A 13,266-nucleotide genomic window follows, 5' to 3' on the forward strand; every position below is an offset into this window, starting at 1 on the left:
CGTCACCCGGGGGCTTCGTTCTGCCCGGCATTCTTCTTGCCGTTTCTGATCAATCTTGCTATGAAAAATCCATCACTTTTATGTATACCCGGAAGCAGCTGGATACAGCCTTTCTCGGTTACACTTTCCTGGAGTTCTGCGCACAGTCTGCCGGTAATATCGTCCAGAGTAAACTCTGGAAATGTTTCCAGAAACCAGTGTACATTGTCCATGTTTTCAGCAGGATTAATCGTGCATGTACTGTAGATAAGTACTCCTCCGGGCTTTACGTAATCCTTTACACATCCCAGGATCTTGCGCTGAAGCCGGACCAGGCTTTCGATCCCTTCCGGCGTGACTCTGTATCTTAAATCCGCTTTCCTTCCCAGTACGCCCAGACCGGAACAGGGCAGATCCGCAATCACTACATCCGCCGTCCCTGCCGACGCACTGTCAGGCACAGTTGCATCCCGGCACACTGCGGAGATATTCGGAAGACCAATGCGTCCGATATTTTCCCGGATCAGTTCCACCTTATATTCCGTCAGATCCCGGGCCTCCACGTGACCCTGCCCGTCTCTGTTTAAACATTCCAGGGCATTCCCGGTCTCGTCCGGCGTTACGGCCTTCTTCTCTGCCATAAAAATTTTTTCAGCCATATGGAGGGCCTTGCCCCCGGGAGCGGCGCACACATCAATGACCAGATCTCCCGCCCGGGGATCTGCTACTTCCCCCACCAGCATGGAGCTGACATCCTGGACCGTGAACATGCCCTGCCGGAAACTCTCCAGGCTTTCCAGATGGTCATAACCCTCTATATCAAATGCGCCGGAGAGATAGGGATGCTCCCGCGCCTCTACTCCTTCCTGCTCCAGCCGGTTTTTCAATTCTTCCGAAGTGCCGTGATTCAGGCAGCACCGGATCGTAACCGGCTTTCCCCGCTGGAATTCAGACAGCATCCTCTCGATCGTCTCTTTGTCATATGTCTGCTGCCACAGTTTAAGGATCCACTCCGGACAGGAATACTTTATCGACAAAGCCCGGATCTCCTCCTGTGGATATATGATGTCACCCAGACCTCTGGCAATATTCCGCAGCACTCCGTTCACATAACCTTTCAGTCCCGAGAACCCTCTCTTTCCGGCCAGTTTCACCGCCTCACTGCACACTGCCCGGTCAGGAACGCTGTCCATATATTTTAACTGATATACCGAGCTGCGGAGAAGATTCCGGATCAGAGGCTTCATTTTCTTTACCCTAACCTTCGAGAACTGGTCCAGGATATAGTCAATCTCGATCAGATGCTCCAGCGTCCCTTCTGTCACCCTGGTGATAAAGGCCCGCTCTCTCTTGTCAAGATACTGGTATTTAGACAGGACATCCCGGAGGATAACGTGGCTGTACTGACCATTCTCCGTGACTTCCATCAGGATTTCAAGTACGATCTCCCGGATGTTAACCGATTCAGTCATTCCTTCTTCTTCCTCCTATGATAATAAGACGCAGAAGCTGCAGGATCATTGCTGCCGCACTGGCCACATAAGTCAGGGCCGCTGCGCTCAGCACTTTCTTCACAGAACCCACCTCATCCGGATAGAGCATACCGGAGGTCTCCAGCACCTTTACTGCCCTTCCGGAAGCATTAAATTCCACCGGCAGCGTTACCAGCTGAAACAACACAGCCGCTGAGAAAAGCAGGATCCCGAGATTGATCAGAAAAATGGCGGTTCTTCCATTCATGAACAGCCCGATCAGGATCAGAGGCCATGCGGCCATGGAACCGATATTGGCCACTGGGACCAGCGCGCCCCGGATAGCCAGAGGAACGTACCCGGTCGCGTGCTGTACCGCGTGTCCGCACTCATGAGCCGCCACACCGATAGCCGCCACGGATGTGGAATTATATACGGTATCCGAAAGTCCCAGCGTCTTCTTTCCAGGATTATAATGATCTGTCAGATTCCCCGGGATATGGATAACCTGTACATCATAAATCCCGTTCCGGCTCAGGATCTGTTCTGCCGCCTCTTTTCCAGTCATCCCCGAGTGGCTGGCCACCCTGGAATATCTGGCAAATGTCCGGTTCACCCTGCCGGAAGCCGCGATGCAGATCACGGCTCCGATCAGCACAAGAAGATACGTCCAGTCATAATAATAAAACAGCATTCTGTCAACCTCCTGTTATTTTGATCCTGCTGCCTGCAGGACCATCATTCCTCCGTCAACAATGTTCCAGGCTCAACGGAATATCCCCTCAGGAAAGCGCCGGTGTCCATCCGTTTCTTTCCCGGGATCTGCACTTCATACACCCGGAGGATCCCGTCACCGGTCTGTACACAGAGGTCATTTTTCCCGACCCGGCATATGGTCCCCGGCGGCATCTCTCCCACGCCGCTTTTCTCTGCCTTCGCCCTCCAGATCTTCATCACCTTTCCATTCCAGTGCGTATAGGCACTGGGCCAGGGATTCAGTCCCCTGATCAGACGCCCGATCCTCTCTGCCGGCCAGGTCCAGTCGATGTTCCCCATCTCCTTTGTCAGCATCTTTGCATATGGGGTCGGACTCTCTCCCTGCTTTTCAAAAACCGCAGTGCCGTCCTCCACTGCCTTTAACGTCTCCACACACAGCTCTGCCCCTGCTGCGGCCAGCTTGTCGTGGAGGCTCTCCCCGGTCTCGTCTTCAGACACAGACACTTCCTTTTTCAGGATCATGTCCCCTGTATCCAGACCTTCATCCATCTGCATGGTAGTCACTCCGGTCACTGTCTCCCCCTCGATGATAGCCCACTGGATGGGGGCCGCTCCCCGGTATTTCGGAAGCAGGGACGCATGAACATTGATGCAGCCATAGGGAGTCATCTCCAGAATCTCCTTCGGAAGGATCTGGCCGAAAGCAATAACCACGATCACATCCGCCCCGTACTTTTTCAGTTCTTCCACGCACTGAGGATCCCGGATCCTTTTCGGCTGAAAGACCGGGATACCATGGCTCAACGCCGTCTCCTTCACCGGAGGAAACTGCATTTCTTTTCCTCTTCCCCGGGGCTTATCCGGCTGGGTAACCGCCAGACACACATCGTGTCCCGCATGGATCAGCGCCTCCAGTGTCCCCACGGAAAATTCAGGGGTTCCCATAAATATAACTCTCATATGTTTTATTCCTCCGTCTCTTCAGATGCGCTTTCCTCTCCCACGTCGTGAAGGCCGTCCTCCACTTTATCTACATATAATCTCCCATATAGATGATCCACCTCATGACAGATGGCCCGTGCCAGCAGTTCCTCTCCCTCCAGCTCAAAGGGTTCCATCTCCTGATTCAGAGCCCGCACCTTCACATGGTTTGGACGGGTCACGATCCCCCATTTTCCCGGTACGCTTAAACATCCCTCTTCTCCGGTCTGTTCTCCGGAAGTCTCCATGATCTCTGGATTGATCAGGACGACAGGGCCATCACCCACATCGATGACCACGATCTTTTTCAGTACCCCTACCTGCGGAGCCGCAAGGCCCACTCCGTTTTTTTCATACATCGTCTCAAGCATATCCCCGATCAGGATTTTCGTCCGAAGGGTCATCTTCGTCACTTCCTTGCTCTGTTTTGCCAGTATGTCGTCTCCGATCTCTCTTACCTGTCTGATCGCCATAATTGCCTCCTTCTTTCCTGTATCTGTTTCTATCTGTATGTTGTATTGTATTTGTTACTTTTACATGGGGTTAAAATCAAACTGGATCCTCATGTTATTAAATCCCGGATTTATTTCAATATACTGCTCCAGGCGGTCTTTTATCCCCACAAGCGCCGCGTATTCTTCTGCCTTGATGTAGATCACTCTCCGGTAGACATCCTTAATCTTTTCAATACCGGGAGACGCCGGACCGATCACCGAAACTTTGGAAGAACCTGCCGCGCGCTGACTGTAGTCTCTCAGATACCGGCATCCCGTTTCCAGCAGCGTTTCATCTTCACAGGAGACAAACACCGCCAGAAGATTTTCCGCCGGTGGATAGCCCATCAGTGTTCTGTATCGGATCTCTTCCTCATAAAAAGCTTCGTAATCCTGGTTTGCCGCGGTTCTCACGGCATAGTGATCCGGACTGTAAGTCTGGATCACCACTTCACCCGGCCGTTCTCCCCTTCCCGCCCGGCCGGCAGCCTGTGTCAGGAGCTGAAATGTCCGTTCTCCGCATCGGTAATCCGCCGTGTACAAAGACATGTCCGCAGCCAGGATCCCCACTAGAGTAACATTAGGGAAATCATGTCCCTTCACGATCATCTGCGTTCCTACCAGCACATCGGCCTCTTCATTGGCAAAAGCGGAGAGGATCCTTTCATGAGAGTCCTTCCGGCGCGTGGTGTCCATGTCCATGCGCAGCACTCTGGCCCCGGGGAACATCTGTCTGACAATCTCCTCGATCTGCTGAGTCCCTGCCCTAAACTCTCCGATATGCCGGGATCCGCACTCCGGACACTCTGTCACTCTGGGGCGGACATAACCACAGTAATGACACCTCATCTTTCCGTCTCTGTGCAAAGAGAGAGAAACATCGCAATGTGGACATTTCACCACATGTCCACATTCCCGGCAGGAGACAAATCCAGAATATCCTCTCCGGTTTAAAAAGAGCATGATCTGCTCTTTCTTTTCCAGCCGGTCCTCCATCAGCTCCTTCAGCTTTCCGCTCAAAATAGACCGGTTTCCTCTCTTTAATTCTTCCCGCAGATCTATGGTATATACATCCGCCAGACTTTGCATCCGAGAACGGTTCTTCATCTCCAGAAGGACATATTCCCCTTTCTCTGCCCGGTACATCGCTTCCATGGAAGGAGTAGCGCTGCCCAGCACCACACTGGCCCCCTCAGTCTGAGCCCTCCTGACCGCGGTCTCCCGGGCATGATATCTGGGAACCTGTTCACTTTTGTAAGTCGGTTCATGCTCCTCGTCGATGACAATAAGCCCGAGATCGGGAAACGGGGTAAACAGCGCTGAGCGGGGGCCGATCATCACATCCACTTCCCCCGCCTTCGCGCGCATCATCTGATCATACCGCTCTCCGGCGCCAAGACGCGAATTCATGATAGAGACCCGGTCACCGAACCGGCGGTAAAACCGCATCACAGTCTGATAGGTAAGCGCGATTTCCGGTATCAGTACGATCGCCTGCTTTCCCATCTCCACTACAGTCCGTATCATCTCCATATAGACTTCTGTCTTCCCGCTGCCGGTCACACCATGGATCAAATAGGTCCTCCTCTGTCCGCCTGTATAGTCTTCCTTAAAACGTTGGATCACCCGGTTCTGCTCTTCTGTATAGACAATGTCCTCTTTTGGTTCTCCGGTCTGCCTTACGGGATTACGGAAAACCTGCTCTGACTCCACTTCCAGTACTCTCTGTTCTTCCAGTGCCCGGATCACAGAAGAAGTAATGTTCAGTTTTTTTGTCACCAATTCATACTCAAGGACCGGATCGTCCAGCAGCGCCGCCATCAGTCTTGCTCTGGCCTTCTGATTTTTCTCCTGATAGTAATGAAGCTGACGCTCTCCTGTCTCCTTGTCCAGAAGGAGCCGGAGCTTTTTTCTGATCTTTACGTTTTCCTTTTTCTTAATAGGAAGAACCGTTTTCAGAGCCTGGATCATGGTCCCGCCATAATTCTTCTTCATCCATGCCGCAAGATAGATCAGCTTTGCCTCGATCTCCACACCGTTCTGGGAAATCGCGGAAATGTCCTTTATTTTGGAAAGATCGTAATCACATGTTTCCGAGATTCCCGTCACATATCCCTTGATCTCGCGGTTCCCTTTCCCAAAGGGCACCAGCACCTCCATGCCGGGTTCCAGCTTTCCTTCCATGTTCTCCGGAATGTGGTACTGAAAGATCTTATCCAGTTTTTCATGTTGTATGTCTATGATAACATCCGCAAACACACGATCATTTCCCTTCTGCCAGCTCTTCTACGACTTCCCGGATCAGGACCCTTTCGTCCATGGGATGCTTCACTCCCCGGATCTCCTGATAATCTTCGTGTCCCTTACCTGCCAGCACGATCACATCTCCCGGCTGGCCGTGTTCAATGGCGTACCGTATTGCTTCTTTTCTGTCACAGATCTCCACATATTTCCCGGCTGTTCTGCCAATTCCGGTCTTGATATCATCGATAATTGCCTGGGGCTCCTCAAACCTCGGATTATCAGATGTAATAATGGTCAGATCTGCCAGTCTTCCGGAAACTTCTCCCATCTCATACCGCCTGTCTCTGGAACGGTTGCCGCCGCAGCCAAAGAGACAGACCAGCCGCTTGGGATGATATTCTCTCAATGTAGTCAGCAGGCTTTCCAGACTCATCGCATTGTGGGCGTAATCGATCATCAACGTAAACTCATCCGACACTTTCACCATCTCGATACGGCCTTTAACCTTTGCCTTTTTCAGAGCCTCCCGGATCTTTTCTTCCTGCACCCCGAAATGTCGGCATACCGCGATGGCTGTCAGAGAATTGTACACGCTGAATTTGCCCGGTATATCAATCTCCACATCAAAATCCATAAGTCCGGCCACATGGTATGCCACTCCCAGATATCCGGGCCTGGATACCAGCTCCACGTCCTCTGCGCGCAGGTCGGCCTTCTCGGAAAATCCAAAAGTTTCCACCCGGCATGTGGCATCCCGGAAAATATCCTGAAAGTACTTGTCGTCTACATTGCCGATGCCAACTGCGCACTGCCGGAACAGCATCGCCTTGCATCTCTTATAATCCTCAAAATCCTTGTGTTCGTTAGGACCGATATGGTCTCTCCCCAAATTTGTAAAAATGCCGATCTCAAAAGGAATCCCGGCTGTCCGGTGGAGCATCAGCCCCTGGGAGGACACTTCCATCACCACACTGTCACAGCCCTCCTCCACCATCTGCGCAAAATACTGGTGGATGGTAAAAGATTCCGGAGTCGTGTTGGCGGCCGGGATCCTCCGGTCTCCGATGATCGCCTCAATCGTCCCGATCAGCCCCACTTTATGCCCTACGCCTTCCAGAATCGACCGGATCATATAGGTTGTAGTGGTTTTCCCTTTTGTTCCCGTGATTCCGATGATCTTCAACTTTTCCGCAGGATAACCAAAATACGCGGCAGACATAAGCGCAAGCGCGTATCTTGTATCATCCACCCGGATGACCGTCAGGCCCGCCGGAGACTCTGTCTCCTTTTCCACGACTACTGCCGCGGCACCTTTTTCCGCCACGTCTGCTACAAACCGGTGCCCGTCGGAGACTGCGCCGCTGATGCAGACAAAAGCAGAACCTTTCTCTGCTTTCCTGGAATCATTCGCCAGCGCAGTCACCTCAATGTCATCACTGCCCTGTATCACTTTATAATCCAGACGTTCTAAGAGTTTCTTTAATCTCATGACGATTCCTCCCATGATCCTGCCGTTTTCAAACCCATCTTTTTCTGTAAAAACAATTCTTGTAAAAACAAAATTCTTCCCATACTTGATTATATGTAGTATAACGCTCATACCAGAAGATATTTTGCCTCAGTTTACCATATGTTTCTGACTATATACTTCTATAGGATAGCACAATCTACAGTATGTTGCAAAGTCTGGAAAACATGTCTGTGGTATTTCTGGACAAAACAGGTTTCATGCTATATAATGATAAACCGACTGTATACCCGGAAACCGATATGAGAAGAAAGTGAGGGAAACAAATTGTTTGCAGATTTTATAAATTCACTGAGTGACCTGCTCTACAGTTATGTACTGATCATCCTGCTGCTCGGAACAGGAATTTATTTCTCCGTTCGCACACATTTTGTTCAGTTCCGGATGTTTGCCGAATCCATCCGTGTTGTCGCGCAGCCCGGAGATGACAAGAACGGGCTGTCCTCTTTTCAGGCCCTGATGGTCTCCACTGCCTCCAGAGTGGGAACCGGAAATATTGCCGGCATTTCCACTGCTATCTGTCTGGGGGGTGCCGGAGCAGTATTCTGGATGTGGCTGACCGCCCTCCTCGGCAGTGCCTCTGCTTTCATTGAAAGTACCCTTGCCCAGATCTATAAACATCGGGCAGAAGACGGCAGTTCCTACGGCGGTCCTGCCTATTATATACAGGCTGCCCTGAAAAAACGCTGGATCGGCGTGATCTTTGCCGTGCTTCTCATTCTGACCTACATGGGCGGTTTCAATCTGGTGGCATCCTTTAATATCGCGGATTCGTTCCGCGCATATGACTTTTTTGATCCAAAAGTAACCCCTGTTATCATCGGGATTCTTCTTGCGCTGATCTTCGCGGTAAGTATCTTCGGTGGCAGCAGACAGATTTCCAAGATTACCGGAGTTCTCGTTCCTGTGATGGGCATCTTCTACCTGACTGTGTCTCTGTTCATCGTTGTTACTCACTATCATGCCATCCCTCAGATGTTTTCTGATATTTTCAGCAATGCTTTCGATTTTCAGGCAATCTTCGGAGGTTTTGCCGGTTCCTGTGTCATGCACGGTATCAAACGCGGCCTCTTCTCCAATGAAGCCGGTGTAGGCTCCGCTCCCAATGCCGCCGCAAGCGCAGCCGTATCCCATCCTGTAAAACAGGGGCTAGTGCAGATGCTGTCCGTTTTTATCGACACCATCCTCATCTGTTCTGCTACCGCCTTTATGCTCCTATGTTCCGGAGTGGCACCCGCGCCTGAGCTTGCGGGTATGTCCTGGGTACAGGCGGCTGCTTCCGGTTCCCTTGGCAGATTCGGTACTTTATTTATCACGGTAGCTCTCTGCCTGTTTGCATTCACCACTTTGATCGGAAATTTTTACTATGCGGAAATGGGGCTGAAATTTCTCTGCGGAAGACAGCTGAAAAAATCTCTGCTCAATGGATTCCGTCTTGCCGCGGCACTGATCGTACTGGTCGGATCCACAATGGAATTCAGTCTTGTATGGAGCACCGCTGATGTTCTCATGGGTATGATGGCGCTGCTGAACCTTCCTGTTATCATCATCCTCGGAGGTCCTGCCCTGCGCGCCATGAAAGATTACATGAAACAGAAAAAAGCCGGAAAAGATCCCGTCTTTAAGGCAGAAAATATCCAGCTGAAAGATAAAACAGACTTTTGGAGATAAATCTGAGTTTGTTGAGGGTGGATGTGGCCGCCGGGAGACGGAAGAGGATATCCATCTCGGGCACGCTTTCGCTCGGGGCTGCAACGCAGCGGCACATAAGGGCGCAAAGAACGCGCCCCAAATGCCGGCGTTGCTGCACGGCCCTCGATGGACATCTCTTCCTTCCCCGGCCTCCTATCCTCTCCCCTCAACAATCTCGCAATTTATAAAGTAATTATGAAAGCGGAACGTTATCGACTATATCGTTTGCCTTCAAGAAAGCCAGAAATATACGCCAGAGATCCGTGGATGTTTCTTTCTCCAATGGAGTCCCCTTCTCGTATTCCTTTCTAATCGCGAGATTGACGGGGAATGAATCATGACGCCGGAAAGGACAGATAAACTGTAGAGCAGGAAAAGAATAGTGTTCGGAAGCACCTTTCTGCGGCGGCAGAATACGTTTTTCCGATACCGGCTTTTTTCTATTCCCTAAGGTTTATCTATCCTTCCCGGCGGCTTCTGAATCACTCCGACAAACTCAAATTTGTCTATTTGGCCGGCATAAACCGGAGAATTTCTCCTGCTACATTGGAAATAGGCATTGTCTGGAGCCACACGCGCCCTGGTCCGGTGATCACCGTATTAAACAGCCCCTCGCCGCCAAACACCATGTTCTTAAGCCCCGGAACTTTCTGGATCTCCATACTGCATGATCCGTCCATAGCCGCCAGATATCCGGTATCGACAACAATCTGCTGCCCGGGCTGGAGATTATATTCTACCACATATCCGTCAAACTCAAGAAACGCTGTTCCCTGCCCCGACAGTCTCTGCATGATAAAGCCTTCACCGCCGAAAAATCCTGTTCCTAATTTTTTCTGAAAGAATACGGACAGTTCCACGCTGGCCTCCGCTGCCAGGAATCCTGATTTCTGTACAATTACTTCATTGCCGGGTTTTACTTCCCACATACGGATCTGACCTGGAAAACTGGATGCAAAAGCAATCATTCCATTGCCATTCACAGCAGTATATCTGTTCTGAAAAATGGATTCGCCCGCAAACATCCTGCCAAGAGCTTTTCCCACTCCTCCGTTGGACGTGGTCTCCATTTTCATATTCGGTGACATCCAGCTCATAGAACCTTTTTCAGTGATCATTGTCTCACCGTTTTCCAGGTAGCAGATCACTACCGGAAGCACATCTCCTTTGATCTCGTATTTCATATTCTTTTTCTCCCTTTCTTTACAGTCCGCAGTTACTCTTACCAATATCATTATAATAGGAAAAGAAGAATAAAACAATAACTGTATGATGCGTCCGGCACGTATTTCTTTCACGCGGTCAGGACAATATTTCTGTACCGGATTCGCCCCCCCCTGCCGGAATTTCGAGCTTCGGAAGCATAATATCCGCTTTAAACAGATCCGCTTCTGTAGAAATCTTAAGGGTCCCATGCTGCAGTTCCACAAAACTTTTGGCGATAGCCAGGCCCAGCCCGGAACCTTCTGTATTTCTTGAAGAGTCGCCTCTTACAAACCGGTCTGTGATCTCGTCTGTGTTGAAGTCCAGTTCTGTAGCCGATACATTTTTCATGGAGATATGCACAGAACTTTCCTTTTCTGTCACCTCGATATAGACCCGGGTGTGCGGCAGCGCATATTTTGTAATGTTGACGATCAGATTCTCAAAAATGCGGTACGTCTTCTGGCTGTCAAGATACATCACCAGCTTATGCTCCGGAAGCCTCCATTTAAACTCCAGGTTCATCTCCTTGATCTTGCTGTCATTTTCAAGTTCCACTTGCTTGAGAAGATCAATGATATCTACTTTCATAAAATGCATGACTACACTTTTGCTGGCCGCTTTGCTGATCTCAAACAGATCCTCGATCAGCACTTTCAGTCTCAGGGACTTTCTTTCCAGCACCTGGATATATTCTTTTCGCTTTTCTTCATCCTTTTCATTTTTTAAAAGGTCGGTATATGTGATAATCGCAGTCAGAGGTGTACGCAGATCATGAGATACATTCGTGACCAGCTCTGTTTTCATCCTCTCATTTTTCACTTCTTCCTCTACAGCCTTTTTAAAACCTTTCTGGATCTTTTTCAACTCGTCCTGTATTGGATTGAACAGTCCGATGTCACCATCAATAGGTACATCCAGATGTCCTTCGGCAAGCTGGTTTGTAGATTTTAAAAGCAGTTTATATTTTTCCTGAATATCTGTCATATACTTCCTAAGGAAGAAAAACAGCAGGACTGAATATATGATCAGAGCAAATGTCCCATACCACCAGAACAGACATACAATAAACAAAATAATAAAATTGATCACTACGACCTTCAAGATGGTCCTGTTGGTCTTATCCTGAAAATCAAGGTGCTGGAGGGCATCATACTGTCTGGCGAAAAAGTCTCTGATCTTTCTGATGATCCCCCCGGCTCTTTCTTTCATTTTGACGTCATCTTCATCACCTCTGTTTCTGATCCGCCGTATCATTCTCACGGTCAGTGTACGTTCTTTCCAGTACGCCCCCTTCATCCGTACCATTACCCTCATGGAAGTAACCGCCCAGAATAAAATTCCAAAGAAAATAAACCAAACGGCAAAATTGATCAGTGTTATCCCTGTCTCCAAAATGTACCCCGAACTCTGCAGAAACGTTCCGTTGATGGTCATATATGCCATCTCCGCGGGGATTATGATGACTTCTGTGGCGAAGAGGCACAACAGCACGATCACCGGGATTTCAAAAGGTACCTGGAACATTTTCATTTCGCTGATGTCCAGACGCTTTACACATGGCAATAAAAGCGCTGCCACTACAATAATCAAGCACAATACTTTCAGGGTATCCGCAAAGGCCGGAGAATACGCCAGATCATATACTCCTATATCGTCCGACGAAAATGCGCTGCAATAGGATATGAGATTGTCCTCAGTCATACCATATACTATGCTGACATCACTGATGGTCGCGATACTCGCAATTCCATAATCCTCCTGTGAATTCGCAAATTCATTCAAGTATTGTACTTCCAGATTATATGCTTCCTGAGGAGACATCTCTGTCCCGTCCACCTGTATGCCTGAAAGTTCCCCGCTCTGTGAAAACCAATATGTCACGCGAAATGCGTAATCTTCTGTATCCTCGGCCTGCAGCCGGTCTGATACCGTGTTACTTGTATCATCCAGAACGGATTCCCCTTCACTGTTAAATACTCCGTAATCCAGATATTTTTTTGTCAGGTCAAACCGACGCTGACCGTATTCTTCCAGCACTTCCGACGGGTCTGTTTCTTTCGCATATTCATTGTACAGAATATAATTTCCTTCATTCAGGTCATATCCCATTCCCCAGAGGGCATCTGTATTCCACGTCGCCTCTGCTTCCTCAGTGTTCAGATAGGAAGCCATGGAACCATACTGCCCCATCATGATCACAGAGCAGAGAGCCAGGATTAAAACAGCTGTGATAATACCGATTTTATGGCTGCTTTTCGATCTTGTATCCAACACCCCACACCACCTTTAAATATTTTGGATTTTTGGGATCAATCTCAATCTTTTCCCTTATGTTCCGTACATGTACCATGATCGTATCCGTATTAATCGCTTTCTCCTGCCAGACCCGTTCATAGATTTCCTCCGCTGAGAATACTCTTCCGGGATTTTTAGCCAAAAGCAGCAGGATCTTATATTCGATGGGGGTCAGTTTTACCAGATTACCATCCATAGATACTTCTACCGAGTCTTCATTGATTTCCAGACCACCGATCACATGCACATTTTCCTTTGGAGCAAGCTTCTCCAGAAATTTCCTGTACCGCCTTAGCTGGGAATTAACCCTTGCCATCAGCTCCATTGGAGTAAACGGCTTTGTCACGTAGTCATCCGCACCGATATTCAATCCTGTGATCTTATCTACTTCTTCGGATTTCGCGGATAACATAATCACCGGAAAATCATATTTTTCCCGCAACTTCATCGTCATACGGATGCCGTCCATCCGGGGCATCATGATATCTATGATCGCAAGATGGATCTCCTCCTTCTCCAGCACCTCCAGTCCTTCAATGCCGTCCGCAGCCTGAAATACTTTGTATCCCTGACTCTGGAGATAGATCTGGACCCCCTCCCGGATCTCCTTGTCATCCTCAACAACTAAAATATGATTTACTTCCATAATGACTCCTTA

10 protein-coding genes are annotated in these 13,266 nt (G+C 49.4%); 1 reads left to right on the forward strand and 9 read right to left on the reverse strand.

The window, feature by feature from the left end; genetic code table 11:
- Window positions 1-2: 2 nt before the first annotated feature.
- Genes rsmB through BQ7367_RS01115 form a run of 6 tightly spaced genes read right to left on the reverse strand, consistent with a single transcriptional unit; the run spans window position 3 to window position 7,376 of the window.
- A complete protein-coding gene (rsmB, locus tag BQ7367_RS01090) occupies window positions 3-1,451 on the reverse strand; it encodes a 16S rRNA (cytosine(967)-C(5))-methyltransferase RsmB (protein ID WP_072523780.1) in 1,449 nt (482 codons plus the stop codon).
- A complete protein-coding gene (locus tag BQ7367_RS01095; RefSeq protein ID WP_442855321.1) occupies window positions 1,444-2,145 on the reverse strand; it encodes a zinc metallopeptidase in 702 nt (233 codons plus the stop codon). The genes rsmB and BQ7367_RS01095 overlap by 8 nt, the downstream gene beginning before the upstream one ends.
- Before the next feature lie 44 nt (window positions 2,146-2,189).
- Window positions 2,190-3,128 carry a methionyl-tRNA formyltransferase gene (gene fmt / locus BQ7367_RS01100; protein ID WP_072523781.1) on the reverse strand — a complete coding sequence of 313 codons (939 nt, stop codon included), beginning with the start codon at window positions 3,126-3,128 and terminating at the stop codon, window positions 2,190-2,192.
- A 5-nt stretch (window positions 3,129-3,133) separates the two neighbouring features.
- Window positions 3,134-3,622, reverse strand: coding sequence for a peptide deformylase (def, locus tag BQ7367_RS01105; RefSeq protein ID WP_072523782.1), 489 nt, complete (start codon window positions 3,620-3,622; stop codon window positions 3,134-3,136).
- Between the two features lie 60 nt (window positions 3,623-3,682).
- Entirely contained in the window at window positions 3,683-5,902 is a 2,220-nt protein-coding gene (priA, locus tag BQ7367_RS01110; protein ID WP_072523783.1) for a replication restart helicase PriA, read from the reverse strand.
- A gap of 4 nt (window positions 5,903-5,906) precedes the next feature.
- Window positions 5,907-7,376: a UDP-N-acetylmuramoyl-L-alanyl-D-glutamate--2,6-diaminopimelate ligase gene (locus tag BQ7367_RS01115; protein WP_072523902.1), complete on the reverse strand. Its 1,470-nt coding sequence runs from the start codon at window positions 7,374-7,376 to the stop codon at window positions 5,907-5,909.
- A gap of 306 nt (window positions 7,377-7,682) precedes the next feature.
- Here BQ7367_RS01115 and BQ7367_RS01120 point away from each other — a divergent pair, with 306 nt between their 5' ends.
- Complete coding sequence (locus tag BQ7367_RS01120) at window positions 7,683-9,086, forward strand: alanine/glycine:cation symporter family protein (protein WP_072523784.1); 1,404 nt, start codon at window positions 7,683-7,685, stop codon at window positions 9,084-9,086.
- A 527-nt stretch (window positions 9,087-9,613) separates the two neighbouring features.
- On the opposite strand, the gene BQ7367_RS01125 is transcribed toward BQ7367_RS01120, so the two are convergent.
- The 3 genes from BQ7367_RS01125 to BQ7367_RS01135 all read right to left on the reverse strand — a co-directional run bounded on the left by BQ7367_RS01125 (window position 9,614) and on the right by BQ7367_RS01135 (window position 13,254).
- Window positions 9,614-10,291 carry a TIGR00266 family protein gene (locus BQ7367_RS01125; protein ID WP_072523785.1) on the reverse strand — a complete coding sequence of 226 codons (678 nt, stop codon included), beginning with the start codon at window positions 10,289-10,291 and terminating at the stop codon, window positions 9,614-9,616.
- A 118-nt stretch (window positions 10,292-10,409) separates the two neighbouring features.
- Window positions 10,410-12,584 carry a sensor histidine kinase gene (locus BQ7367_RS01130; protein ID WP_072523786.1) on the reverse strand — a complete coding sequence of 725 codons (2,175 nt, stop codon included), beginning with the start codon at window positions 12,582-12,584 and terminating at the stop codon, window positions 10,410-10,412.
- Window positions 12,556-13,254 carry a response regulator transcription factor gene (locus BQ7367_RS01135; RefSeq protein ID WP_072523787.1) on the reverse strand — a complete coding sequence of 233 codons (699 nt, stop codon included), beginning with the start codon at window positions 13,252-13,254 and terminating at the stop codon, window positions 12,556-12,558. The genes BQ7367_RS01130 and BQ7367_RS01135 overlap by 29 nt, the downstream gene beginning before the upstream one ends.
- Between the last annotated feature and the right edge of the window lie 12 nt (window positions 13,255-13,266).

The organism is Clostridium sp. Marseille-P3244 (genome assembly GCF_900120155.1).
Classification (GTDB): Bacteria; Bacillota; Clostridia; order Lachnospirales; family Lachnospiraceae; genus Mediterraneibacter.

Coding starts and splice junctions, on each gene's coding strand:
- BQ7367_RS01135 (WP_072523787.1), bottom strand. CDS start 13,254: ATGGAAGTAAATCATATTTTAGTTGTTGAGGATGACAAGGAGATCCGG.
- BQ7367_RS01115 (WP_072523902.1), bottom strand. CDS start 7,376: ATGAGATTAAAGAAACTCTTAGAACGTCTGGATTATAAAGTGATACAG.
- BQ7367_RS01125 (WP_072523785.1), bottom strand. CDS start 10,291: ATGAAATACGAGATCAAAGGAGATGTGCTTCCGGTAGTGATCTGCTAC.
- def (WP_072523782.1), bottom strand. CDS start 3,622: ATGGCGATCAGACAGGTAAGAGAGATCGGAGACGACATACTGGCAAAA.
- fmt (WP_072523781.1), bottom strand. CDS start 3,128: ATGAGAGTTATATTTATGGGAACCCCTGAATTTTCCGTGGGGACACTG.
- rsmB (WP_072523780.1), bottom strand. CDS start 1,451: ATGACTGAATCGGTTAACATCCGGGAGATCGTACTTGAAATCCTGATG.
- BQ7367_RS01095 (WP_442855321.1), bottom strand. CDS start 2,145: ATGCTGTTTTATTATTATGACTGGACGTATCTTCTTGTGCTGATCGGA.